This window comes from Bacillus sp. AFS029533, from assembly GCF_002585125.1.
Classification (GTDB): Bacteria; Bacillota; Bacilli; order Bacillales; family Bacillaceae_G; genus Gottfriedia; species Gottfriedia luciferensis_B.
In genome coordinates, this window is the sequence record NZ_NUQC01000030.1 from 75,509 (window position 1) to 99,506 (window position 23,998).

A 23,998-nucleotide genomic window follows, 5' to 3' on the forward strand; every position below is an offset into this window, starting at 1 on the left:
ATCCTTTTTTTGCTGAGTACAAACACTCAGTTTTCATAGTTATTTGCCAGCGTGGTGCTTACCTTTTAAACCGATTCCTTCACTCTTCTATTACTCGCCTTTAACTCTTTTAATTTAAAATATAACTTAGCATTTCCATAGAAAAAGAATGATGTTAAGCCACCGTTCTTAACAATCCCTCTTCTTATCCTTTTCATCTCATCAGGTCCTGCCATTTTTTTGTCGGCTAAGTAAATGCCTAGTAACCCTTGGCATATCATTCGATGAAAACGATAGTCTTTTAAATCTTTTAAGGCTTGATCACTTTTCGTTGAAAAATACTCAATCCTATTTAACATGACATCTTTAGACGGGTAATAACTGCAGAAATTTAAATCTCCGCCTTCCTCGTCTTCCTTTTGATCAATTACATAATCTAGTAGTATATGAAGTCCTTGTACATAAGGAAAATAACTCTTATAGACTTGTTCAAATAATTTTTCAGTAATCATTTCATTAAATGAATAAGAAACTAAACAAAAAATCCCAAGAGTTGAACCTGCGCACGCAGAAAATTCATACCATTCTAAGTCAGAAAGTTCTGGTTGATATTTTTCAAACCATTTTGTTAATCTAGGCACTCGCTCTTCTTTTTTTACATGCTTATGTATTTGTAACTTACAATAATAATCAGCAAGTTGAACTAAGTACTCTTTAATTCCCTCATAATGCTTCGATTGATTTAAACTACTATGACACTTTGAAACTAGTGCGCTTAAATATCCACCATCGTCTTGTTCTTCTCGGAAGCGATAATACATTTGATCGGATTTTTGGCATTTTACTGCATCAATCATTGACTCATGTAGTGCTTCAAAATCAACTGGATCAAGCGAAGTACTTCGATCGCATAAATTATCTAAGTAATCACTAATCGTTTGATATGCAACGATAAATTCTATTACTGGTTTCAAATTCTTTTCAGAAAGTAATGCTAAAATTGCACCACCTTCACAATGGAATGTTTTTGTATCGATACTCATTAATGCTTGTTTTCTAAGTTCTGGATCTGGGATTGTCATTGCAAAATTTCTCCAATAGTTCAATTCCTGATGCACTAAAGGAAAAACAGCTTTATAAACTTTCGGCATTAATTGGATCGGATTTTTAGGTAGTGACATTTTTTCACTCCTCCCTATTTTTCATTTATTACATATTGTTTAAATAAGTTATACTCATATTGAAGTAAATATTATGGAGGTGAACTACGTTGCCTTGTTGTTTAGACAATTTCAACTAAACAATCATCTCATTTTTCTTGGCAACGGTATAGTATGATATTACCATACAAAGGGAAGCAACCCAAAATCGAACCATCAGCTTTTATCGCTTCAACTGCAACTGTTACCGGTTCTGTCACAATTGGAGCAAATAGTAGTGTATTTTTTGGTGCAGTAATTCGTGGCGACGTTAATGATACAATCATTGGAAATGATGTAAATGTTCAAGATTTATCTGTTCTCCACCAAAGTCCAAAATGCCCTCTAATTTTAGAAGATGGCGTAACAATTGGACATAGTGTTATTTTACATAGTTGTACAGTTAAAAAGAATGCATTAGTTGGTATGGGATCAATCGTTTTAGACGGTGCTGAAATCGGTGAAGGTGCAATGATTGGTGCAGGTAGCTTAGTTCCTGGAGGAAAAATAATACCTCCTAACACATTAGCGTTTGGTAGACCTGCTAAAGTAGTACGTGAATTAACAGAGGAAGACATCATTGATATGGATCGAATTCGTAGAGAATATATTGAAAAAGGACAATTCTATAAAAAGGTAGAAGAAGAAAATCAGTCAAAATAATTGAAATTGAGGATTTTTCTATAAAACAATATAAAAATCAAGTTTTGTATTTCCACACTGAGAAGGAATTTATGCCTTCTCTTTTTATTTTCCCTGAATTTATTTTAGGGTTAATTCTTTCATTTTTTTTGCTTTCTGCTCAATATTTTATCTTGAATTAGCTGTCTTTTGCACTCTCAGACAGATGTGACTGTCCCAGCTACCTTAACCCTCCCCGCTTATCCGTTTAATAAAAATTTACATATCTAAATTATTCATTTACAAAAGATTCTATTTAAATCCATAAACCCTTTTTATAATGAAGTTACAAATATCTGCATTAATGGAGGATGAAAAATGAGCGCTATTCTTCAAAAGATACACACTTATGAATGTCAACTGTTTTATCGCGTTAATTCATTGTTCCAGAAGCGTTACTTGAATTTTTTCTTCCGTAATATTACACATCTTGGTGGAGCTACTTTTACAATTGCATCAGCATTAATTTTATTACTTTATTCCAAAGGTGAATTGCATGAAGCATCAATTTTATGTTGTTGTACCCTTTCTCTTAGCCATATTCCTGTTCATTTTCTTAAACGTTTTTATCCACGTAAAAGACCTTATCTTAAACTAGAAGGTACTTTTGTGTTAAAAAATCCTTTAAAAGATCATTCCTTCCCTTCTGGTCATACAACGGCAATTATTTCTGTTGCACTTCCAATTATGATTTATTTACCATTTACAGCATTTATTTTACTACCTTTAGTTTTGTGTGTCTCTTTCTCTCGAATTTATCTTGGCTTACATTATCCATCAGATGTGTTTTTCGGAATTTTACTTGGTATCTTTACTACATTTATTTCTCAATTTTTTATCTATCATTTGTAAGGAGGAGAAGTTATGAGAGTAGCTATTTTTACAGACACCTATATTCCTCAAGTGAATGGTGTTGCCAAAACTTTAAATCGATTTACAAATTATTTAAAAGATCATGGCCACTCATACCATGTGTTTGCTCCTGAGGATTACGGTTTATCTTCAACTGAAGATGTAACAAGATTAAAGTCTGTGCCATTTAAAATTTATCCTGAATGTAAAATTTCATTTCCAAACCTTTCTAAAATGAAAAAGACGCTTAAAGAATTTAATCCAGATATTATTCATATCGCTACGCCATTTACAATTGGATTGAGCGGTCTTCATATTGCTAAAAAAATGAAAATCCCTTTGGTTGCTTCATACCACACAAATTTTGATCATTATCTTCAGTACTATAACTTAACATTCTTAGAAAATATTTTATGGAAGTATTTAGACTGGTTTCATAAACCTACTCAAAAAATATTTGTTCCCTCCAAGGATACATTCAATCATTTAGTGACAAAGGGATTTAATAATCTCTCAATTTGGACACATGGCGTTGACTGTTCAATCTTTCGTCCAACTTTGAATCATAATGAGATTAAACAAAAATATAATATTACGTCTAAATATACGGTTTGTTTTGTCGGAAGAATTGCACCTGAAAAAGATTTAGAAACCTTATCGAAAATAATAAACTATACTAAACAACGTTTTAACAAAAATTTAACTTGGTTAATCGTAGGAGATGGTCCAAAAAAAGAAGAAATGATCAAGAAAACTGGTACTGATCAAATTATTTATACAGGCTATCTTCAAAAGAAGGACTTAGTTGAGATTTATGGTGTGTCTGATTTAATGGTCTTTCCTTCTGATACTGAAACATTTGGAAATGTAGTACTCGAAGCAATGGCATGTGGAACACCAGTCATTGGTGCAAATGCAGGCGGAGTTAAAAATATAATTAGAGATTATTCAACTGGTGTCCTTTGTGAGCCACAAAATACATCTTCATTTTGCCAGGCAATTGAGGATTGCTTACATGGAAGCGAGATGTTGAAGCATATGTCAAAAAAAGCAAGAGATTATGCATTAACACAGGATTGGAATAGTATCTTTAAAAAATTAGTAATGGAATTTGAACTAATCTTTACACCACAACCACCAATCCTCATATCTAAGAAGGCTTAAAAAAATTTTCATGTTTTTTATTATCTGAATATTTTAAATAAAACAACAAAGGATAAGATTGATTAGTAACTCCTCAATCATCAACTTACGTGAATAATGAATAATTCAAAAACAAACAATATATATTGAGTAGTTACACTAGCGACTATTGTACAGTCGCTTTTACTTTTTCGTACGTACTTTTTTAATTTTGCAAAATTAGGAGGACAATAGATGAATATTTCATCGTCAAATAATTTTCAACTTTATGGTTTTAATAACTTAACGAAATCTTTAAGTTTTAATATGTATGATATTTGCTTTACAAAAACAAAAGAAGAACGTGAAGCATATATACAGTACATCGATGAACAATATAACGCTGACCGTTTAACAAAAATTTTAACTGAAGTTACGCATATAATCGGAGCTCACATTTTAAATGTTGCAAAACAAGATTATGATCCTCAAGGAGCAAGTGTTACAATTCTCGTTTCAGAAGGTCCGGTTGATAACCCTTCATCTGAAACTTTTTCCGAATCACCTGGTCCATTACCGGAGCTAGTAGTAGCAGCTTTAGATAAAAGTCATATTACTGTTCATACCTACCCAGAATATCATCCGGATGATGGAATTAGTACATTCAGAGCAGATATTGATGTATCTACTTGTGGAGAAATTTCTCCTTTAAAAGCTTTAAACTACTTAATACACCAATTTGATGCAGATATTATGACAATTGATTATCGAGTTCGAGGATTTACTCGTGATGTTAGCGGTTATAAATTATTTATTGATCATGATATAAACTCAATCCAAAATTACATTCCTCAAAAAATAAAGGACATGTATCAAATGATTGATGTGAATGTATTCCAAGAAAATATTTTCCACACGAAATGTAAGTTGAAACAATTTAATTTAGATAATTACCTTTTTGGCTACACAAAAGAAAAATTAGACGCGGATGAAATTTCACAAATAGAAGAAAAAGTGAAGTATGAGATGGACGAAATCTTTTACGGTAAAAATTTATGGAATGGTCCTGATGTGGAGGATATTGATGGATGATGGATCATAGTAAAACACCGCTTTTAACTGAATTAGTCCGTTATGCTAAGGAAGATATAACAAGCTTTGATGTTCCTGGGCATAAAAGAGGTAATTCACTCGAGGAATTAAGAGAGCTTTGGAGTGATATGGCTCTTAAAATGGATGTCAATTCTTCAAAGCGTGTTGATAACTTATCGCATCCAACAGGTGTAATCCAAGAAGCCGAAACTTTATTAGCAGATGCCTTTCATTCAGATAACGCTTATATGTTAGTAAATGGTTCGACTTCTGGCGTTCAATATATGATTATGAGCGCCCTTGAACATGGCGATAAAATTCTCCTACCAAGGAATGTACACAAATCCGCAATAAATGCATTAATCTTAGCAGGTGCTAAACCAGTATTTATTGAACCAGAAATCGATTATGAGTATGGAATTGTAAATGGTGTTTCTGTAAAATCTGTTCTTCATGCCCTAGACTTAAATTCGGATGTTAAAGCCATCCTGATTATAAATCCGACCTATTTTGGAGCAACTTCAGATCTAAAACAAATTATCGACATCGGTCATTCCAAGGGGATTCCTGTTTTAGTAGACCAAGCTCATGGTGCTCACTTTTCGTTTCACCCTGATTTACCAACTAACGCTGCCCTTCTTGGTGCTGACCTTGTTACCCTTAGTTTGCATAAAACTGGTGGTGCTTTAACACAAGCATCAGTTCTACTACATAACGATGGGATCATTACTAAAAATAGGGTTCGATCTACAATTAATTTATTTCAAACAACATCTGCTTCCTATTTACTTATGTGTTCAATCGATGTTGCAAGAAAGAAATTAGTCTTAGAAGGTCAAGAGCGTTTTGAAAAATTACTCAATTTAACAAGAAAAGCTAAAGAAGAAATTAACTCCATAAAAGGATTAAAATGTATTACGCAAGATACATATCGAAATGGAGTTGGAGTATTCGATTACGATGAGTTAAAACTCGTCGTTAAAGTTTCAGATTTAGGCATGTCTGGTTTTAAAGTATATGACATGCTTGCAGAAGAATATAAAATTCAAATCGAACTTGCCGAACCTAATGTCATTTTAGCAATTATCTCGCTAGGTGATAATGAAGACACCATTCAAACCTTAATTGATGCATTAAGAGATATTAGTGACCGATATTATGGTAAACTTCCGAAACTTGAAACAGATATAAGTGTTGCATTAAAAAATCCTAAAATGGTCATGACTCCTAGAGAAGCGTACTATCATCCAAAACGTATTATTTCAATTCATGATGCTAGTGGATTAATAAGTGGTGAATCCATCATGATTTACCCTCCTGGTATCCCACTTTGTATACCGGGTGAACTAATTTCAACTGAATTAATTCAGCATTATCTTTATTTAAAATCAGAAGGAACGATCACAATCAACGATGATGATGATCCTTATATCATAAAGGTCGTCGATCGAAGTTTGGAGGAAAATTTAATGGATTTATGGTATACAGAGAATCACCAAGAGGATACGAAGTTCTCCATAAAGGTTCAAGAACATATTCATTCTGAAAAAAGTGAATTTCAACAAATCGATTTCTTTAGAAGTGAAACATTTGGAACATTCTTTACTCTAGATGGTTATATGATGGTGACTGAAAAGGATGAATTTATCTACCATGATATGATTACGCATGTATCAATGGCCGTTAATCCAAATATTAAAAAAGTACTAATTATCGGTGGTGGCGACGGTGGAACTGCTCGTGAAGTACTACGATACCCAGGTGTGGAAGTTGTTGATATGGTAGAAATTGATGAACGAGTAGTAAGGCTATGCCAACAATACTTACCTTTAACAGCCTCAAAATTAGATCAAGATAATCGATTAACCTTATATTTTGAAGATGGCCTAAAATTCGTACAAGAAGCTGATGAAGGTTATTACGATCTGATTTTGGTAGATTCAACTGATCCTATTGGACCTGGTGAAGGGCTTTTTACAGTTGCTTTCTATAACAATTGCAAACGGGTATTAAGTGAAGAAGGTATTCTAATTAATCAGCACGAAAGTCCATATTACGCTAGTTACGCGCACGAAATGAAACGTGCACATTCCAAAATTAAAGAAACTTTTCCGATTTCAAAAGTCTATCAATTCCATATGCCAACTTATCCATCCGGTCATTGGTTATTCGGATTTGCTTCAAAAAAATACGATCCAATTAAAGACATTAAAGCTGATGAATGGAATAAGCTAGGGATCGAAACAAAATATTATAATACCGATCTACATGTTGGGTGCTTTATGCTTCCTACTTATGTAAAAAAACAATTAGATAATGAAGAGTAAGTAAAGAAACCAGCAATCTGCTGGTTTCAGACTGCCCGCCAAACGCTCGCTTTCTTCGTTACTTCGCCTTTCTGCGGTGCTCATTACCGTCTAGGGTAACTCCGCTCCTCACTAGGCTTCGCGCCTCGAAAGACAAGCGCTTGCAATCAGTCTGAAAATCAAGTTTAAAGTACTTTCTCTACACACTGAAACCAGCAATGTGCTGGTTTTTTAAATTGCAATTAAAAAAGCTGCCCCAAAAGTAGTTTTACTTTAGGGACAGCTACATTTTATTAAAGTACTTCCTCATCCTTCGTTCCATTTAAAGTGAAACTTGCCGTAATGTTAGCGTTTAAAGAATGAGCTACTGAGCAATATTTATCCTTTGATAATTTGATCGCTTTTCGAACTTTTTCTGCATCTAACTCTCCACCTAATATATAATGCAAGTGAATGTCAGTAAAACGTTTAGGGTGCTCCTCAGCTCGTTCACCATTTACTTCAATTTCGAATGAAGTTAGTTTTAATCTCATTTTTTCAAGGATTAATACGATATCAATTGCTGTACAACCTGCGACCGCATTAATTAAAAGTTCAACTGGTGTAGGTGCACTATTGTCTCCACCTAAAGACTCGGCAGTATCCATTTTGATTTCATGGCCTGATGGTGCTATTCCTGAAAAAGCTAATTTACCATCCCATTTAATACTTGTTTTCATTCCATTTTCCCCTCCATTGAATAGATCTTTTCATCTATTATTTTTTCATTTCTACTACTAAATAATGTGAAAAATCTTTTGATTTTATTTTAATATCTTCTTCAATTATTTTTGCAGCATCACTAGCTTCCAATAGTTCTCCATTCACAATGGCATTTCCTTCTAATAAGACTAAATACGCTTGTCGATCCTTTTTCATTTCAAAAGAAATTTCTTCATTTTCATTTAATGCAAGCGAGTAAATATTTGCATCTTGGTGAATTTTAATTGGGGCACTCCCTTCAACCGGAGATACCATATGATACCATTTTCCTTCTCTCTTTTCCCAATCTGAAATTAAGTCTCCGTAATTCGGAGTATGACCGGCTTTGTCAGGAATAATCCATAATTGAATTAATCTTAATAAATCCCTGCCCATATTGTGTTCACTGTGATAAACACCTGTTCCTGCACTCATATATTGTATATCGCCACGTCCAATTTCATGTTTATTCCCCATACTATCAGCGTGAGTCAAGTTCCCATTAATGACATACGATATAATTTCCATATCACTATGTGGATGAGTACCAAATCCTCTGTGTGCTTTAATTAAATCATCATTTAATACTCTTAATACACCAAAGTTCATATTACTTGGATCATAATAATTTGCAAATGAAAAATGATGAATTGTTTTTAACCAACCGTGATCAGCGTGACCTAATTGTTTACTATTGATTTTTTCGAACATTGTTTATCGCTCCTTTTATTTTTATCTTTAATTCGAGATATTTACCAAAAAATAACCTATCTAGATATCTTATAAATCCATTTGTTTAACACGATACTTTCTATTTCATTTTACCGATCTCTTACCTATATTGTATCAAAAAATATCTTTAATTCAAGATATTTTTTGAAGAAAGTTTAGATAAACTTTCTATCCAACGACTAAATATAAAAATCCATATGTGGTTTTGTTTGCTTATAATATTCAATCCGATCTCGCATTGTACCAGTATGAAATTCAAATTTATGTCCATCTGGATCAGTAAAATAAATTGAATTTTTATCTCGTTTATCTCTGTCACGACCATTCAATATATTCACCTTAAGTTGAACTAATTTATCATACATTTTTTCGAATGAGTCTTCGTCTATTGAAAAAGCCAAATGGGTATATGATTGACGAATTTCATTTCTAGGTATACCCTCCTCTACATTTAAAGCGAGCCATATACCATTTAAATCAAAATATGCTGTTGTTTTTCCTTTCACTAAGAGAGTTGCATCAAATACATTTCGATAAAAATCAATCGATGTTTCAAGATTAGATACAGAAAACAACAAATGATTGATCCCTTTTATCTCCATTTACTAAATCCTCCATTCAAACCATTTTCCATGACCTTCCGTTTCTCCAATTATTTCTTCATATTTTATGCCATTAATATAATAGTCAAGATGTAGCATTCGATCCCAAATATTGTTATATAGATGAAACACATCCCTATTTTTACTAATATCTTCAATCGTTTTTAGTAAACTTTGTTTCCCCTCAACCGGTATTTGATTTGCGACATGTGTATGAAAAATACATAAAATTGTATCTTTTGATAATTGATTGACTACTTCTGGAAGTATTTTAATTCCGTTTGCTTCAATTAAATTGATTTCATTTTCTTTTAAACAGCTAACAGCTTTTTCAAATAGTTCTCTTCGTTCAAAATGCTCTGGCCAAATTAAGGCTTTTAACCACAAATAGTCTTCTTCGTTTGATAAATCATTTACGTGTAAATCTATTCCATATCGATCAACAACTGGAGGCGCTTTGCCTAATAATGCGAGAATAGTTGGGCCATTATCTTTTACCTCCGAATTGATGAGAACATTGGATTTTTTATTCCCATAAATAGTTTCACTTGAGCTATAAGAATACTTATATTGATCCCATAATAGTTGAAGTCCAGCACTAGTACCTATCTCTATTAACGAGATTGGTTTATTAACCTTTTGATAAATGTAAGAAAAACATGGATAAAGATAAGCACAACGTCTAACTTCATTTGTTTGGACAATTTTCGTTTGAATAAGCTGAATAATCTCGTTTCTAAATTTTCTACAAAAATCCTGAAAATATGGATAGGAATCTTCTAATTTCTTTGGTGTTTCTACTAGGCTTGGATAGAACTCTTTTAACCGATGATGATTACCGTTCATTAATAAATAATGAATCGCACCTAATAATAAATTTGGAATAGGCTGACCACATTGCGCAAAAGCACATAAATCATGTATCTCTTCGTCTTCTGCAATTTTTAATGATAAATATTCATATAATCTACTAGAATTTTCACATTCATTTTTTGCAAATTGCTTAAAACGTTGCTTCAGTTGAATATTCATCTAATCATCCTTAATATTTTTATTTTTCAAACTTCTATTTACATAATTTTACCATACGATATAATTTCTTATTGTACTACGTGTTCTTTTTTGTTGATCTTAAATAAAAACTTTGGGGTGATTAATTGATGTCCAGACCAAATCCAAACGAATATAATCCACATTTTAAAGGTTATATTGAACTAGTTCCTGAAGGTGACTTACAAACTATTTTGAAGAAGCAATTAGAGGAATCAATCAGTTTTTTTAAAGCAATCTCGAAAGAAAAATCTGAATATCGATATGCGGAAGGAAAATGGAGTATTAAGGAAGTTCTTGGACATTTAGTCGATACTGAAAGGATAATGTGCTATCGTCTATTGGCAATTGCAAGAGGTGATCACACTCCTTTACCATCGTTTGATGAGAATGCCTATAATGAAAATGCTAATTTTAACCGACTTGAACTAGAGCAAATTATTTATGAATATCAAACTGTTCGTCAAGCCACTTTATCTATGCTAGAGAATTTATCTAATGAAACATTAGAAAATGAAGGTAATGTGCTAAATCACCCAACGACACCTCGTGCTATTGCTTATATTATTGCTGGTCATGAGTTGCATCACTTAAAAATTATTAATGATCGATATTTTTAAAAGTTGAAAGAGCAGGAAAATCCTTTTCCTGCTCTTCCTTGTATACTTACTTCTAAGCAAATCTACTCTGTAATCGATTTACTTCTGCAATTACTTTTTCTTCATCAATTGTTAAACTAATACGGTCTTTTACGATTGCTTTCCCATCAATGAAAACATCACATACATCACTACCACGTGCAGCGTATAGTAAGTGAGAATAGGCATTGCTTAATGGTTGTAAATGCTCTTTATCAAATGGATAAATTGTAATAAAGTCTGCCTTTTTATTGGCTTCAAGTGAGCCAGTATGTCCCATTCCTATAGCTTCTGCTCCACCTCGAGTAGCCAAAGTTAATGCAGTTTGCGCTGAGAATTTCGTAGCATCTTTATACATTCCTTTTTGTAGCAGTGCTGCTATTCTCACTTCTTCAAACATGTCAAGATTGTTATTAGATGCGGTGCTATCCGTTGCTATACCAACTTTTACTCCGGCGTCTAATAAACTAACCACATCAGCAACCCCAGAACCTAACTTTAAATTACTAATTGGATTATGAGCAACTCGTACATCATATTCCTTTAGTATCGCTCTTTCTTCATCATTTAGAACTACACCGTGAGCCATTACTGTCGGCTGATTAAATACACCTAATTTGCGAAGATGTTCAACAGGTCGGTTTGCATAACGCGTTTCAATATCTTGAATTTCATAATCTGTTTCGGATACATGAATGTGCATCATTAAATCATTTTCTTTTGCAATACGTGCACTTTCGATTAGAGCTTCTGGTGTACATGCATATGGACTATGAGGTGCAACCATCGTTGTTAGACGGCCATCAGCAAACCTTTTGTAGTCTTTTGAAAATTGCTCAGCACCTTTAAGATTCAATCTTTGCTCTTCTTCAGTTCCAAAGCTAAATATTGAATATGAAAATGCTCCTCTAATTCCAGTTTCACCAATTGTCTCCATGACAACATTTGGATCGATTCCATTTGGGTTAAACATATCTGAGAATGTTGTCGTACCCGATTTAACCATTTCTAAAATACCAAGCTGTGCACTTACAGAAGCAATTTCAGTTGTATATTGTCTTTCGATTGGCCATATTTTAGTTTCTAACCAAGGCTTTAGTAGCATGTCATCTCCTATACCACGTAAAAGCGTCATAAGAATATGAGAATGTGTATTTACAAGTCCTGGCATTACCCATTTCCCTTGAAGATTAACAACTTGCTCTGCATCCTTCATTAACTCTTCAGAATGATTTCCGACATAAGTAATGAATTGATCTTGTACAATCATCATACCGTTTTCAAAGATTTTATTTTCTTGATCCATTGTAAAAAATGTTGCATTTATATAGACTGTTTTCATTATTTTTCCTCCATAGTCATTTTCTTAATTGTGTAAAAAATAAAAAAAATCCTGATTACGAAGAAGGATGTAAATAAAATTACATTCTTTTTCGTAATCAGGATTTTACGGTTCCTGGTAGAGACCCTCATACCATATCAATGAGGTTATACAATTTTTGTATGTTGTTATATTAAAACATAATAAATGATTAGTAAGGAATGTTCAAGGATTTCTATAATTTAACAAAAAATAAAACCTATATACTCTCTATTCTAATTTCCCAAGTATTCTTATGATTTTGTGCATCGAGTAGTCTAAATCAAGTAAGTCTTCCTCATCAAGTTGACCTATTCGTTCACAAAAAATATGATAAAAATCTCCCCATCGTTTTGTGACAACTTTTTTACCTTTTTCAGTAAGTATAATTTTTACACTCCGTTTATCATTCGGATCTTGAATTTTTGATACATATTCTTTGTCTTCTAATTTCTTAATTAATGGCGTCATTTGCTGTTTAGAAATGCTTATATTTTGAGCTAACTCTGTAATTGAAATTCCATCTACTGTTTGAAACAGCTCTTCTAGTATATGACTTTGTAAATGAGTTAACTCGGACTGCTTATTCTTTAAAGAGTTTTTAGTGCCCTGCTTGTTAAACTTATTAAAAACTAGAGGAAGTAGTTGGATAAACTTCTCTGCAATTTGATTTGGATTTGAATTCATTTTATTACAAACCTTTCTAGGAAAAAATTTCAAAATTGACATATAGTAAATAAAAGTTTATTATTTACCGGAGATACAATTCGATAATATCACAATTATATAAATTAAACCAATCTAATAAGTAAATAGATATTTACTATCTAACAAAGGAGTAAAGTAGATGAATTCAACTGGATTAACTTTTGGTATCTATCCCCTTAGTGTAGCTGGTACACCTATAGGATTAGCTACAGGTCCTGATGATAATTATGAAAAAATAGCATCTGCTCTTAAAGAGCTAAAGGGTAATGTTACTCAACTTTTACCAAGAATGTATGCTGTCTATATGGGACCTGAAACAGAAGAAAGAGTATTTAACGCTTTAAATCGATATAAAAACGCAGGTTTATTAGGCGATTTAACAATTGGCTGTCTTATGGATCAAAGTCTATCACTGGACTATTGGTTACATTTTGTTCGTAAAGTTATTAAAGAATATGGCACCTTCCTTGATTCAATTCAAATCACGAATGAGCCTAATTTATCGTTTATGGATGGTTCCAAACCATATGTATTAGAAGCGCTTGTACAAGGGGTTCTAACTGTAAAAGAAGAAATTGAAAAAAGTAATTTACCGATTAAAGTTGGATTCGGCTCGGTTCCTGAGGGAGTAAAGACAGTTCCACTTTTTTGGGAAAATTTAATAAAAATGGGTGGGGATGAATTAATTCATTCAATTGATTATGTAGGTCATAATTTTTATGTGGATGTATTTGAGGAACCATTAAAAATAGAGGAAGTTGCTGTTTCAGTAGAAAACACACTTCGTAAATTTCGAAAAACATTGGATCGTAATAGTTTCCCTTCCACTCTTCCAATCCACATTACAGAGAATGGGTGGCCTACCGGGAAAAATCCATTTATACAAATCGAAAGGTCATATGAGCAACAATCGAACGTACTTGAGGTAATTATTCGAACAATCTATTCTTTGCGTCAGGAACTAAATATTACTCATTATGAATTTTTTGGTTTAAGGGATGCCGATAGTTCAAAAGACGACCTATTTCATCAATTTGGTATTATGAAGGATGATTATACTATTAAGCCTGCTTATCTCACTTTTAAAAAATTAATAAATGAATTAAGCGAGTAAATCGATTACTTCTATAAATTTGAATGAAGTTAGTCATTTCGTTAAGACTAAAACAACGAGAGTTTCACCTACTTTCTACTATCTAAATGGAGGTAATAAAATTGAGCAAAAAAAATAACCCCATCAGAAACGAAGAGCAAATGAAAATACAAGCAGACCTTAATAATCTCAATCCAGGCCATTCCGTGGATGAGCACCGTAAAATTGAAACAGCCAATATAATATTAGCTGGAGAAGAAATCAGACAACAAAATGAAAATCTATAAAAGAAATCCCTCAAAAGGTCATTTTGAGGGATTTCTTTATGGTAATAGTAAAGCACATAAAGCCACAGCAACTAAGAAAGAGAGAATTTGTCAACAGTCTTAACTCCCTCTAATATTAATAACGACATTCCCCTTCTTATGCCCTTTTTCTACGTATCGATGTGCTTCAACAATTTGTTCAAGCGGGTACTGTCGATCAATAACAGCTTTTAACTTATCCGCTTCAATAAGTGCTTTTATATAGTTTAAATCTTCATAGTTCATATTTGCTACACCAAATATGGCTTTTTTATTACCAATCAAATTACTCCAAATTGCTTGGAAATAAACTGAAAGCTTCCATACAGCACTTAATAAATAGACGCCATCTTTGTTAAGCAATCTTTTACAATTAGAAAAGGAGCTTTTACCTACCGTATCAAAAATAATGTCATAGGTTTTCTTACTCTTAGCCAGATCTTCATTTGTATAATCAATTACTTCATTTGCCCCTAAAGCCCTTACAAATTCTAAATTTGATGTACTACATAATGCGGTAACTTCTGTACCAAAATATTTAGCTAGCTGAATTGCATATGTTCCAACACTTCCTGAAGCACCATAAATGAGTACTTTTTGTCCATTTTGAATAATACTTCTCCTTAGAAACTGTAATGCAGTAAGCGCCCCAACTGGAACAGCTGCAGCTTGCTCAAACGACATATTTATTGGTTTTTTAGCTAGAACACCTTCTTCATGTAAAGAGATATATTCAGCATTTGCCCCAAAAGTAAATCCACTATATCCAAAAACTTGATCACCTGGTTTAAAATTTTTTACGTTTTTGCCAACTGTTACTATTTCTCCTGCAAGTTCACAACCTGGTATTTTATTTTTCGGCTTAGTAAGGCCAAACATAAGACGTGAAGGTAGCCAATACATATACGGAAAATCGGAACTTCGTAGTTTTACATCTCCTGCGGTCACAGTTGTTGCATGTATTTTTATTAATACTTCATCATCTTTTATTTTTGGTTTTTCAACTTCTGTTATTTGAAGAACTTCTGGTGGACCATATTTTGTACATATAATCGCTTTCATAGGTTCCTCCATTACAAACTTTAATTTAGTCATTAAAACCTATGAAAAATGATTTTTAAGTATACCTATATGTAGAAGAAAACAGTGTGATTCGAACCAAAACAAAAAAGACTAAATATAGCATATGCCATATTCAGCCTTAATCATTTTATTATAGACCTGCTTCAGTTTTTAAAACTTCTGCTTTATCAGTACGCTCCCAAGGAAGATCGATATCTGTACGGCCAAAGTGACCATAAGCAGCAGTTTGTTTGTAAATCGGACGACGTAGGTCAAGCATTTTAATAATTCCAGCTGGACGTAGGTCGAAGTTGTTGCGAATTACTTCAACTAATTTTTCTTCTGAAACTTTACCTGTACCAAAAGTATCAATAGCGATTGAAACTGGTTTAGCTACACCAATTGCATATGCTAATTGAACTTCAGCTTTATCAGCTAAGCCAGCAGCCACGATGTTTTTCGCAACGTAACGTGCAGCGTAAGCAGCAGAACGGTCAACTTTAGTTGCATCCTTACCAGAGAATGCGCCACCACCGTGACGAGCATATCCACCGTAAGTATCAACAATAATTTTACGACCTGTTAAACCAGCATCCCCTTGAGGTCCACCGATAACGAAACGACCTGTTGGGTTGATAAAGAATTTTGTGTTTTCATCAATTAACTCAGCTGGTACAACTGGTTTAATTACAAGTTCTTTAATATCATTTTCAATTTGATCTTGAGTAGCTTCTGGACCATGTTGTGTTGATACAACAATAGCATCAATACGAACTGGTTTGTTGTTTTCATCATACTCAACTGTTACTTGAGTTTTACCGTCTGGACGTAAGTAAGAAACTGTTTCATTTTTTCTAACTTCAGTTAAACGGCGAGCAATTTTGTGAGATAATGAAATTGGAAGTGGCATTAATTCAGGTGTTTCATTAACTGCAAAACCGAACATTAAACCTTGGTCTCCTGCACCGATTGCTTCAATTTCTTCATCTGTCATGCTACCTTCACGAGCTTCTAACGCTTGGTCTACACCTAGAGCGATATCTGCTGATTGCTCATCGATAGAAGTTAAAACTGCACATGTATCTGCATCAAATCCGTATTTTGCACGGTCATAACCGATTTCACGGATTGTTTCGCGAACGATTTTTGGGATATCTACATAAGTAGAAGTTGTAATTTCACCTGCAACAAGTACTAAACCTGTTGTAACTGAAGTTTCCGCTGCTACACGAGCATTCGGATCATTTGCTAAAATTGCATCAAGAATTGAATCTGAGATTTGGTCACAGATTTTATCTGGATGTCCTTCTGTAACTGATTCTGAAGTAAATAAACGACGTTGTGACATTGAGTCCCCTCCTAAATTGAATTGACGGATCTCTTTTTTCTCAACATAAGAATAAAAAGTTTGTTCCTATTCCTATGTTTCCCATTTAAGATAAAGATAACTCAGTGTAAATTACGAAATTGCCACTGTATTTAAGTTTTGAGCAAAAAAAAAGCCTTCCTCTTATCAAATATTACATGAGGAAAGGTTTCTTGGTTATTTGCCTTTCGCTCTTATCGTCCAAGACATAAAAAAAAGTCTTGCATCAGGTTCAGCACCTTTCACTAAAAGTGAGGTTGCTGGGCTTCGTAGGGCCTGTATCCCTCCACCTACTCGGGATAAGAGAGTATCCGTATGAAAAGTATCATATTAAAATTTCACTTTCTTGTCAACAATTTTCATCATAACATAGACATAATTCTACAATAACTTTATCTCTACATTCATTTCTATTTAATGGGAAATTACTAATTATTATATTTACATTTAAATAACTTACTTCATTTAATAAGTAAATTTTACTCAAATTTATTTTTTAATCAAATTCATAACACATTTTGCTAACTAATAGTATACACTATTAAAATAAATGTGTTATACTATTTATCGAGATACCTACATGGCAGACAAATTATATTTAAAGGATGGTATTAGTATATGAAGACAGTTGATGTAAACTTTGAATTAAACGAATTACTTATTAGTAATCAAATGTATAACCAACTAAGCGTTTCTGAGTTAGTTGAAAAAGTCCTAACAAGACAAGAAGGAATTTTAACGTCAACAGGAGCAGTTAGCGTTTCAACAGGCAAATATACTGGACGTTCACCTAAAGATAAATTTATTGTTAAAGAGGCATCTGTTGAAAGTTTAATCGATTGGGGTTCAGTAAATCAACCAATCTCTGCTGACGTATTCGAAAAATTATATAGCAAAGTACTTAACTACTTAAAAGATCGTAACGAATTATTCTTATTTAAAGGATTTGCTGGTGCTGACACTGAATATCGTTTACCTATCCAAGTAATTAACGAATTTGCATGGCACAACTTATTTGCTCATCAATTATTTATTCGCCCAACTGAGCAAGAGCTTCAAACGCATGAAGCAGAATTTACAATTGTTTCTGCTCCGACATTTAAAGCAGACCCTGTAGTTGATGGAACAAATTCAGAGGCATTTGTTATTGTATCATTTGAAAAGAAAATTATCTTAATTGGTGGTACGGAATATGCTGGAGAAATGAAAAAATCTATCTTCTCAATCATGAATTTCCTATTACCACAAAATAATGTATTACCAATGCACTGTTCTGCTAACGTTGGTAGTGAAGGCGATGTAGCATTATTCTTTGGACTTTCAGGAACTGGTAAAACAACATTATCTGCAGATGCAGATCGTAAGCTAATCGGTGATGATGAGCACGGTTGGTCAGATAATGGTGTATTCAATATTGAAGGCGGTTGCTACGCTAAATGTATCAATTTAACATTTGAAAAAGAGCCACAAATTTTCTCTGCAATTAAATTTGGTACAGTTTTAGAAAATGTTGTTGTTAAATCTGATAGCCGTTTAGCTGACTATGATGATACAACTTTAACAGAAAATACTCGTGCTGCATACCCAATGCAAGCAATTCAAAATATCATTGAGCCGAGCGTTGCTGGACATCCACATGCAATTATCTTTTTAACTGCTGATGCATTTGGAGTATTACCTCCAATCAGTAAATTAACAAAAGAGCAAGCTATGTACCACTTCTTAAGTGGATTTACTAGTAAATTAGCAGGTACTGAGCGTGGTGTTACTTCTCCACAAGTAACATTCTCAACATGTTTCGGATCACCATTCTTACCGCTTCCAGCTGTAGAATATGCAAAAATGCTTGGTGAAAAAATTGAAAAACATAATGTAAATGTATTCTTAGTAAACACTGGTTGGACTGGTGGAGAATACGGCGTTGGTAAACGTATGAATCTTTCTTACACAAGAGCAATGGTTCACGCTGCACTTGAAGGTGATTTAAACAACATTGAAACTACACAAGATGAGTTTTTCGGGTTAGCAATTCCAACCCATGTACCTGGTGTACCTGATAGCGTATTAGTTCCTTCAACAACTTGGGAAGACAAATCAGCTTATGATCAAAAAGCTCTTGAATTAGTAACTAAATTCAAAGAAAACTTCAAAAAATTTGAAGGCTTTGATGCAAAATTAGCTGAACTTGGTGGACCTTTAAAATAATCTAATAATGTAAAATGTAAGGGCTGTCCAAAAAGTCATCATTATGACTTTTTGGCAGCCTTTTTTATTTAACAATCTTCAAATAACTAATTAAAAGGAAATTCATTACATTTAAAGAATAAGATTAAAGTATCATTAAATTTAACTGAACATCATTAATAATCACCAGTTATTAATCGAATTAAATGGAGGATTAAAATGAGATCCTTAAAGATATTAACCCTGATTTTTTCATTTACTGCAATTTTATTAACTACCTTTTTTTTATATAATACTAGTTCTTCTTCTAAAAAATTAGATAAGCATGATTCACTATCTTCTAAAGAAAGTGAACCCATTATTGAATCATTATCCAAAAGGTATTATGAAATCAAAGATTCTACGAATAATCAATTACTTTATGGAGTTGAATATTATTTGGCCTTATCAGTACCAGATCGTTATAAAAACGATATAAAAAATGCTCGAATAGAAATCCTACTACCTAAAAAAGTCCAATCAATATTTGGAATCAATATTGAAGAAATAAATCATAATGAAGTATACGAAATTATAAATGGTAGAGCGGTTTTTAATATCTCTAGTTCTATAGCTACCTCAAATATGACAATAAATCAGAAAAATTATCTTAAAAATAACAATGGTCTCTACACTATAAAAATTTATTCTAATAAAAATAAATTAATAAAAAGCGATGTTTTAAAAGTACAAAATATTAATAAGAATTGAAAAAAATGAGCCAATCTTCGGCTCATTTTTTATTTTTTCATTAGATTCTTATTTTTCAGCTGGTCTATTCCCCATAGAAATAGAGATACGGTTCCAACTGTTAATTTGATTGATTATGAATACAAGATTTACATATTCTGCTTCGTTAAAGTGTTTACTTACACGATTATATAGTTCTTCAGATACACCTTTATTCGAAATTTGTGTAATATGCTCAGTTAACTCTAAAGCTGCTTTTTCTGCATCTGTGTAAAAATCGCAATCTTTCCATGCACTAATACAGTATAAACGTTGTTCAGTTTCTCCTATTTCTCTCGCTTCAGAAGTATGCATGTCAAGGCAAAATGCACAACCATTTATTTGTGAAGCGCGAATTTTAATAAGTTCACGAAGTTTATGGTCTATACCAGTTGCTTTAATAAATTTTTCCATTTCCATCATTATTTTAAGTGCTTCTGGTGCTAATTTTGAATAATTAATTTGTTTTTCCATTTTAATTCCCCCTAAAAAAGTAAATTCTAAAAATAATTAAATTAAATGTCGTTTTTGGAAATACATAAATTAGCGACAAATTTAATCGCCGATTTATATTATCCATATTAAAACGTTTATTTCATTCTGTCAAACTTCTTTTAACTTAGAATTGCTCCTAAAAAGTAAATGTTTGACAAAGAAATAAAACATTTCTAAGATTAATTAAAAATAATCTCATTTATGAAGAAGGTGTTTTAATGCAGTATAGCGTTGGAGTTGAGTATGCACTTCATTGCCTTGTTTATCTAATTGACACTCCAGAAGATTCTCCGATTGGAATAAAAGACCTTTCCTTCTTTCAAGGTGTTTCAGATACATATCTTTCAAAGATTTTTAGCAAGCTATCTAAGGCTGGTATTGTCAGTTCAGTTCCAGGAGTTAAAGGTGGATTTAAACTAGCTAAATCTCCAGAAGAAATTTCTTTTTGGGATGTAATTGAAGCAATTGAAGGTTCTAAGCCTATATTTCAATGTAAAAATATTAAAGATAACGGCTATCTTTTTAGAGAAAAAGGTTGCACTCCTAGTGCCACCTGCACAATTAATTTAGTCATGCTCTCTGCCGAAGAAAAAATGCATGAGTATTTACGCAGTAAAACACTGTCATGGTTAAACAAAGAATTAGAAAGTGTTTTGCCTAACGAAATACGTGAAGATACTAGAAACTATTTTTCAAAGAGTAGATAAAAACCTCTCTAATTTCCTAAAAAGGAAGTAAGAGCGGTTTTTCTTTTTTAACCAGCTTATCCTGTACACCCTAGATAACCGGGCGATTTTAGCACAGTCAGTACTCCGCATTCACCCATTTTCTCCTATTGCATAGGCTAATTGTATATTTTCGATTAGGAGGGATTAAATGAAAATCAAATGGCTCGTTATTTTGTTTTTATTAGTTGCTTCTATTTTAGGTGGATGTTCGAAAGATAAACCTAAAGATGGTACCACAAAAGTGAGAGTTGCAGAAGTAACGCATTCATTATTTTATGCACCTCAATATGTGGCCATTAGTGAAGGCATCTTCAAAAAGCATGGATTGGATGTTGAAATAACAACTACTGCTGGTGGAGATAAAACGATGACTGCTGTATTGTCAAACGGTGCAGATATCGGATTAGTTGGGCCAGAAACAACTATCTATGTATACGCTCAAGGCGCAAATGATCCAGTAAAAAGCTTTGCCCAATTGACTCAAACTGATGGAACATTTCTAGTAGCTAGAAATCAAACTGTACCATTTAATTGGGATCAACTAAAAGGCAAAACATTTTTAGGTCAAAGAAAAGGTGGAATGCCACAAATGGTTGGCGAATATGTCTTAAGTAAACATGGGATCGATCCACATAAAGATTTGAACCTTATTCAGAATATTGACTTCGCAAATATTGCGAATGCATACGCTTCAGGTACTGGTGAGTATGTTCAATTGTTTGAACCTACAGCAAGTATTATGGAAAAAGAAGGAAGAGGTAAAATTGTTGCTTCATTCGGCTTGGAGTCTGGAAAAGTTCCTTACACTGCTTTTATCGCAAAAGAAAGTTATTTGAAGAAGAATGCTAAAACAGCTCAAAAATTTACAGATGCAATTTATGAAGCTGAACAATGGGTTGATACTCATTCTGCAGAAGAGATTGCAAAAAGCGTTGCACCATTCTTTAAAGATACACCTTTAGACATTTCAATTAAAGTTATCGATCGTTATAAGTCTCAAAATTCTTATTCAACAAATCCAATATTAGAAGAAGATGAGTGGAATAATCTTCAAAAGATTATGAAGAACTCTGGTGTATTACCAAAAGAAGTTCCACACTCAGTTTTAGTTGATACAAAATTTGCCGAAAAATCTACGGAGAAGTAGTAGGTTAACAAAATGAGTTATCTAACAGTTAATGATATTTCTCATGTATTTTTATCGAAGGAAAAGGCAATTAAAATATTGGATGGCTTAACATTTGAAGTTGAAAAAGGTGAATTTGTATCTGTATTAGGTCCAAGTGGCTGTGGAAAAAGCACACTTTTATCGATCATTTCTTCATTACTTACACCATATGACGGTTCAGTAAAGTTTAAAGGTAAGCCTTATGATATAAAATCGGGAGAAATTGGTTACATGCTTCAGCATGACTATTTATTCCCTTGGAAAACAATTAAAGAAAATATATTTCTAGGTCTTCAGATTCTAGATAAGGATACCGAAGAAAATAAAAATCGAACGCTAGAATTGCTAAAGGAAGTTGGATTAAAGGATTATGAAAATGCGTATCCAAGAGAATTATCTGGTGGGATGAGACAACGCGTTGCATTAGTGAGAACTCTTTCTACAAGCCCATCAATTGTATTATTAGATGAACCATTTTCCGCTCTAGACTATCAGAATAAAGTAAAGCTTGAAGAATTAGTTTTCAATTTATTTAAGAAGTTAAATACTACTGCTATCTTAGTAACTCACGATATTGAAGAAGCGGTAGCTATGTGTGATCGGGTTATTACACTAACAAATGCTCCTACAAAAATATCAAAAATTTTCAATTTACCAGAAGAATTACGTATTCGCTCTCCTTTTGAAACACGACACCAATCACTCTTTTCTTCTTATGTTTCTGCGATTTGGAAGGAGTTGGAGAAACGTGGATAAAGTAAATGACGAACTAAAATCTTATCACGCCAGTATCATCAAAAAAAATCGACGCAAAAAGCTACTCATATTTTTCGTCCAACTATTAATTATAATTATCTTTTTTATAGCTTGGGAGCTTTTAAGTCATCGAAAAATAATTGATCCATTATTGTTTAGTTCACCTACTAAAATTTTCGATTTACTCCGTGCAAAATTAGGAGATGGCTCTATTTATCATGATGCTATGACAACTATCACTGAAACACTCGTTGGATTTATTTTAGGAACAATTCTTGGGATCATTCTGGCAATCATACTTTGGTGGTATCCATTTGCCTCAAAGGTACTTGATCCATTCTTAGTAGTCTTTAATGCCATGCCAAAAGTCGCTCTTGGTCCAATCATTATCGTCATTTTTGGCCCCTCATATTCGTCCATAATCGCAATGGGGATCATTATAAGCTTTGTCATAACAGCGCTGGTAATTTATCAAGCCTTTTTACAGGTAGATGAAAATTACGTAAAAGTGATTAAAAGTTTTGGTGCTACAAAAACTCAAATCTTTAAAAATGTCATCTTTCCTGCTAGTATACCTACCGTCATTTCAACATTAAAAGTAAATGTCGGATTAGCTTGGGTAGGAGTGATTGTCGGAGAGTTCTTAGTTTCAAAAAACGGTCTTGGCTATTTAATCGTATATGGCTTCCAAGTATTTAATTTCACTCTTGTTCTAATGAGCGTATTAATCATAAGTGTATGTGCTGCTTTGATGTATATTATTGTTGAATATATTGAGAGAAAAACAATAAAGAAGTAATTTGGAGTAATATGAGAAAAAGTATAGGAACATAAAAAAGCTCACTTAATTTAGTGAGCTTTTTTCCACGCTGTTGAAAAACAACCTTGTCAATTAACTTACCAAATTTTCATAAAGGAGTAGAGTGATGTTGATTTCCACAACAGGATGCTCGCTTTCCATGGGGCGAGATTCTTTAGCCTTCCCGCTAATCCCATAGGAGTCGAGCACTC

General features: G+C 33.0%; 24 protein-coding genes and 2 riboswitches. Of the genes, 14 read left to right on the forward strand and 10 right to left on the reverse strand.

All coding sequences use genetic code 11. The features are described from left to right. Window positions 1-65 precede the first annotated feature (65 nt). Window positions 66-1,160 carry a tetraprenyl-beta-curcumene synthase family protein gene (locus COE53_RS17335; RefSeq protein ID WP_069034735.1) on the reverse strand — a complete coding sequence of 365 codons (1,095 nt, stop codon included), beginning with the start codon at window positions 1,158-1,160 and terminating at the stop codon, window positions 66-68. A 153-nt stretch (window positions 1,161-1,313) separates the two neighbouring features. On the opposite strand from COE53_RS17335, the gene COE53_RS17340 reads away from it, so the two are divergent. The 5 genes from COE53_RS17340 (at window position 1,314) to speE (ending at window position 7,252) form a co-directional block, all read left to right on the forward strand. Beyond that, entirely contained in the window at window positions 1,314-1,841 is a 528-nt protein-coding gene (locus COE53_RS17340) for a gamma carbonic anhydrase (protein WP_069034736.1), read from the forward strand. Between the two features lie 336 nt (window positions 1,842-2,177). Then, window positions 2,178-2,711, forward strand: a complete 534-nt coding sequence (locus COE53_RS17345) for a phosphatase PAP2 family protein (RefSeq protein ID WP_069034737.1) — start codon at window positions 2,178-2,180, stop codon at window positions 2,709-2,711. A 12-nt stretch (window positions 2,712-2,723) separates the two neighbouring features. Next, complete coding sequence (locus tag COE53_RS17350; protein ID WP_069034738.1) at window positions 2,724-3,875, forward strand: glycosyltransferase family 4 protein; 1,152 nt, start codon at window positions 2,724-2,726, stop codon at window positions 3,873-3,875. 213 nt (window positions 3,876-4,088) lie between these two features. Then, window positions 4,089-4,925, forward strand: coding sequence for an adenosylmethionine decarboxylase (gene speD / locus COE53_RS17355; RefSeq protein ID WP_069034739.1), 837 nt, complete (start codon window positions 4,089-4,091; stop codon window positions 4,923-4,925). Then, complete coding sequence (gene speE / locus COE53_RS24210) at window positions 4,922-7,252, forward strand: polyamine aminopropyltransferase (RefSeq protein ID WP_217493008.1); 2,331 nt, start codon at window positions 4,922-4,924, stop codon at window positions 7,250-7,252. Before speD ends, speE begins: the two co-directional genes overlap by 4 nt. Window positions 7,253-7,524: 272 nt before the next feature. Here speE and COE53_RS17370 read toward each other — a convergent pair whose 3' ends face one another. The 4 genes from COE53_RS17370 to COE53_RS17385 form a co-directional block, all read right to left on the reverse strand. Further along, complete coding sequence (locus COE53_RS17370; RefSeq protein WP_069034740.1) at window positions 7,525-7,950, reverse strand: OsmC family protein; 426 nt, start codon at window positions 7,948-7,950, stop codon at window positions 7,525-7,527. 37 nt (window positions 7,951-7,987) lie between these two features. Further along, on the reverse strand, window positions 7,988-8,683 hold the full coding sequence (locus COE53_RS17375; protein ID WP_069034741.1) for a pirin family protein: 696 nt from the start codon (window positions 8,681-8,683) through the stop codon (window positions 7,988-7,990). A gap of 200 nt (window positions 8,684-8,883) precedes the next feature. Beyond that, on the reverse strand, window positions 8,884-9,306 hold the full coding sequence (gene fosM, locus COE53_RS17380) for a FosM family fosfomycin resistance protein (RefSeq protein WP_069034742.1): 423 nt from the start codon (window positions 9,304-9,306) through the stop codon (window positions 8,884-8,886). Window positions 9,307-9,309: 3 nt separating this feature from the next. After that, the gene (locus tag COE53_RS17385; RefSeq protein WP_069034743.1) at window positions 9,310-10,338 is read right to left on the reverse strand and encodes a DUF2332 domain-containing protein; all 1,029 of its coding nucleotides are present in this window, start codon (window positions 10,336-10,338) and stop codon (window positions 9,310-9,312) included. A 128-nt stretch (window positions 10,339-10,466) separates the two neighbouring features. Between COE53_RS17385 and COE53_RS17390 the strand changes: the two genes are divergently transcribed. Continuing rightward, on the forward strand, window positions 10,467-10,976 hold the full coding sequence (locus COE53_RS17390) for a DinB family protein (protein ID WP_254664614.1): 510 nt from the start codon (window positions 10,467-10,469) through the stop codon (window positions 10,974-10,976). Between the two features lie 52 nt (window positions 10,977-11,028). Here the strand turns inward: COE53_RS17390 and COE53_RS17395 are convergent, their stop codons facing one another. After that, window positions 11,029-12,336, reverse strand: coding sequence for an amidohydrolase family protein (locus tag COE53_RS17395; RefSeq protein ID WP_069034745.1), 1,308 nt, complete (start codon window positions 12,334-12,336; stop codon window positions 11,029-11,031). 74 nt (window positions 12,337-12,410) lie between these two features. Then, a riboswitch (purine riboswitch) is annotated at window positions 12,411-12,510 on the reverse strand. A 75-nt stretch (window positions 12,511-12,585) separates the two neighbouring features. Then, on the reverse strand, window positions 12,586-13,041 hold the full coding sequence (locus tag COE53_RS17400) for a MarR family winged helix-turn-helix transcriptional regulator (protein ID WP_098948458.1): 456 nt from the start codon (window positions 13,039-13,041) through the stop codon (window positions 12,586-12,588). Window positions 13,042-13,201: 160 nt separating this feature from the next. On the opposite strand from COE53_RS17400, the gene COE53_RS17405 reads away from it, so the two are divergent. Further along, window positions 13,202-14,176, forward strand: coding sequence for a glycoside hydrolase family protein (locus COE53_RS17405; RefSeq protein WP_098948459.1), 975 nt, complete (start codon window positions 13,202-13,204; stop codon window positions 14,174-14,176). Between the two features lie 101 nt (window positions 14,177-14,277). After that, a complete protein-coding gene (locus COE53_RS24075) occupies window positions 14,278-14,442 on the forward strand; it encodes a hypothetical protein (protein ID WP_180242440.1) in 165 nt (54 codons plus the stop codon). Window positions 14,443-14,541: 99 nt separating this feature from the next. Here COE53_RS24075 and COE53_RS17410 read toward each other — a convergent pair whose 3' ends face one another. After that, entirely contained in the window at window positions 14,542-15,522 is a 981-nt protein-coding gene (locus COE53_RS17410; RefSeq protein ID WP_098948460.1) for an NAD(P)-dependent alcohol dehydrogenase, read from the reverse strand. A 151-nt stretch (window positions 15,523-15,673) separates the two neighbouring features. Continuing rightward, the gene (metK, locus tag COE53_RS17415) at window positions 15,674-16,870 is read right to left on the reverse strand and encodes a methionine adenosyltransferase (RefSeq protein WP_069034749.1); all 1,197 of its coding nucleotides are present in this window, start codon (window positions 16,868-16,870) and stop codon (window positions 15,674-15,676) included. 209 nt (window positions 16,871-17,079) lie between these two features. Continuing rightward, window positions 17,080-17,194, reverse strand: a riboswitch (SAM riboswitch). A gap of 312 nt (window positions 17,195-17,506) precedes the next feature. On the opposite strand from metK, the gene pckA reads away from it, so the two are divergent. Together pckA and COE53_RS17425 are read left to right on the forward strand one after the other, a co-directional pair. After that, complete coding sequence (gene pckA / locus COE53_RS17420; protein WP_069034750.1) at window positions 17,507-19,093, forward strand: phosphoenolpyruvate carboxykinase (ATP); 1,587 nt, start codon at window positions 17,507-17,509, stop codon at window positions 19,091-19,093. A gap of 198 nt (window positions 19,094-19,291) precedes the next feature. Then, window positions 19,292-19,822, forward strand: a complete 531-nt coding sequence (locus COE53_RS17425) for a hypothetical protein (protein WP_069034751.1) — start codon at window positions 19,292-19,294, stop codon at window positions 19,820-19,822. A 48-nt stretch (window positions 19,823-19,870) separates the two neighbouring features. On the opposite strand, the gene COE53_RS17430 is transcribed toward COE53_RS17425, so the two are convergent. Beyond that, window positions 19,871-20,314 carry a carboxymuconolactone decarboxylase family protein gene (locus COE53_RS17430; protein ID WP_069034752.1) on the reverse strand — a complete coding sequence of 148 codons (444 nt, stop codon included), beginning with the start codon at window positions 20,312-20,314 and terminating at the stop codon, window positions 19,871-19,873. Window positions 20,315-20,553: 239 nt separating this feature from the next. Between COE53_RS17430 and COE53_RS17435 the strand changes: the two genes are divergently transcribed. The 4 genes from COE53_RS17435 (at window position 20,554) to COE53_RS17450 (ending at window position 23,786) form a co-directional block, all read left to right on the forward strand. Continuing rightward, a complete protein-coding gene (locus tag COE53_RS17435; protein WP_069034753.1) occupies window positions 20,554-21,042 on the forward strand; it encodes an RrF2 family transcriptional regulator in 489 nt (162 codons plus the stop codon). Window positions 21,043-21,217: 175 nt separating this feature from the next. Further along, window positions 21,218-22,210 (forward strand): ABC transporter substrate-binding protein, encoded by a 993-nt coding sequence (locus COE53_RS17440; protein ID WP_439097795.1) that lies wholly within the window; start codon window positions 21,218-21,220, stop codon window positions 22,208-22,210. A 12-nt stretch (window positions 22,211-22,222) separates the two neighbouring features. Beyond that, the gene (locus COE53_RS17445) at window positions 22,223-22,987 is read left to right on the forward strand and encodes an ABC transporter ATP-binding protein (protein WP_069034755.1); all 765 of its coding nucleotides are present in this window, start codon (window positions 22,223-22,225) and stop codon (window positions 22,985-22,987) included. After that, window positions 22,980-23,786 carry an ABC transporter permease gene (locus COE53_RS17450; RefSeq protein ID WP_069034756.1) on the forward strand — a complete coding sequence of 269 codons (807 nt, stop codon included), beginning with the start codon at window positions 22,980-22,982 and terminating at the stop codon, window positions 23,784-23,786. Before COE53_RS17445 ends, COE53_RS17450 begins: the two co-directional genes overlap by 8 nt. Window positions 23,787-23,998: the final 212 nt, after the last annotated feature.

What these genes read in the sequence shown, in the direction of transcription:
- COE53_RS17385 (WP_069034743.1), bottom strand. Translation starts at nt 10,338, where the DNA reads ATGAATATTCAACTGAAGCAACGTTTTAAGCAATTTGCAAAAAATGAA.
- metK (WP_069034749.1), bottom strand. Translation starts at nt 16,870, where the DNA reads ATGTCACAACGTCGTTTATTTACTTCAGAATCAGTTACAGAAGGACAT.
- COE53_RS17410 (WP_098948460.1), bottom strand. Translation starts at nt 15,522, where the DNA reads ATGAAAGCGATTATATGTACAAAATATGGTCCACCAGAAGTTCTTCAA.
- COE53_RS17435 (WP_069034753.1), top strand. Translation starts at nt 20,554, where the DNA reads ATGCAGTATAGCGTTGGAGTTGAGTATGCACTTCATTGCCTTGTTTAT.
- COE53_RS17390 (WP_254664614.1), top strand. Translation starts at nt 10,467, where the DNA reads ATGTCCAGACCAAATCCAAACGAATATAATCCACATTTTAAAGGTTAT.
- COE53_RS17425 (WP_069034751.1), top strand. Translation starts at nt 19,292, where the DNA reads ATGAGATCCTTAAAGATATTAACCCTGATTTTTTCATTTACTGCAATT.
- COE53_RS17445 (WP_069034755.1), top strand. Translation starts at nt 22,223, where the DNA reads ATGAGTTATCTAACAGTTAATGATATTTCTCATGTATTTTTATCGAAG.
- COE53_RS17430 (WP_069034752.1), bottom strand. Translation starts at nt 20,314, where the DNA reads ATGGAAAAACAAATTAATTATTCAAAATTAGCACCAGAAGCACTTAAA.
- COE53_RS17395 (WP_069034745.1), bottom strand. Translation starts at nt 12,336, where the DNA reads ATGAAAACAGTCTATATAAATGCAACATTTTTTACAATGGATCAAGAA.
- COE53_RS17370 (WP_069034740.1), bottom strand. Translation starts at nt 7,950, where the DNA reads ATGAAAACAAGTATTAAATGGGATGGTAAATTAGCTTTTTCAGGAATA.
- COE53_RS17405 (WP_098948459.1), top strand. Translation starts at nt 13,202, where the DNA reads ATGAATTCAACTGGATTAACTTTTGGTATCTATCCCCTTAGTGTAGCT.
- speE (WP_217493008.1), top strand. Translation starts at nt 4,922, where the DNA reads ATGATGGATCATAGTAAAACACCGCTTTTAACTGAATTAGTCCGTTAT.
- pckA (WP_069034750.1), top strand. Translation starts at nt 17,507, where the DNA reads ATGAAGACAGTTGATGTAAACTTTGAATTAAACGAATTACTTATTAGT.
- COE53_RS17350 (WP_069034738.1), top strand. Translation starts at nt 2,724, where the DNA reads ATGAGAGTAGCTATTTTTACAGACACCTATATTCCTCAAGTGAATGGT.
- COE53_RS17345 (WP_069034737.1), top strand. Translation starts at nt 2,178, where the DNA reads ATGAGCGCTATTCTTCAAAAGATACACACTTATGAATGTCAACTGTTT.
- COE53_RS17375 (WP_069034741.1), bottom strand. Translation starts at nt 8,683, where the DNA reads ATGTTCGAAAAAATCAATAGTAAACAATTAGGTCACGCTGATCACGGT.
- COE53_RS17400 (WP_098948458.1), bottom strand. Translation starts at nt 13,041, where the DNA reads ATGAATTCAAATCCAAATCAAATTGCAGAGAAGTTTATCCAACTACTT.
- speD (WP_069034739.1), top strand. Translation starts at nt 4,089, where the DNA reads ATGAATATTTCATCGTCAAATAATTTTCAACTTTATGGTTTTAATAAC.
- COE53_RS17335 (WP_069034735.1), bottom strand. Translation starts at nt 1,160, where the DNA reads ATGTCACTACCTAAAAATCCGATCCAATTAATGCCGAAAGTTTATAAA.
- COE53_RS17340 (WP_069034736.1), top strand. Translation starts at nt 1,314, where the DNA reads ATGATATTACCATACAAAGGGAAGCAACCCAAAATCGAACCATCAGCT.
- fosM (WP_069034742.1), bottom strand. Translation starts at nt 9,306, where the DNA reads ATGGAGATAAAAGGGATCAATCATTTGTTGTTTTCTGTATCTAATCTT.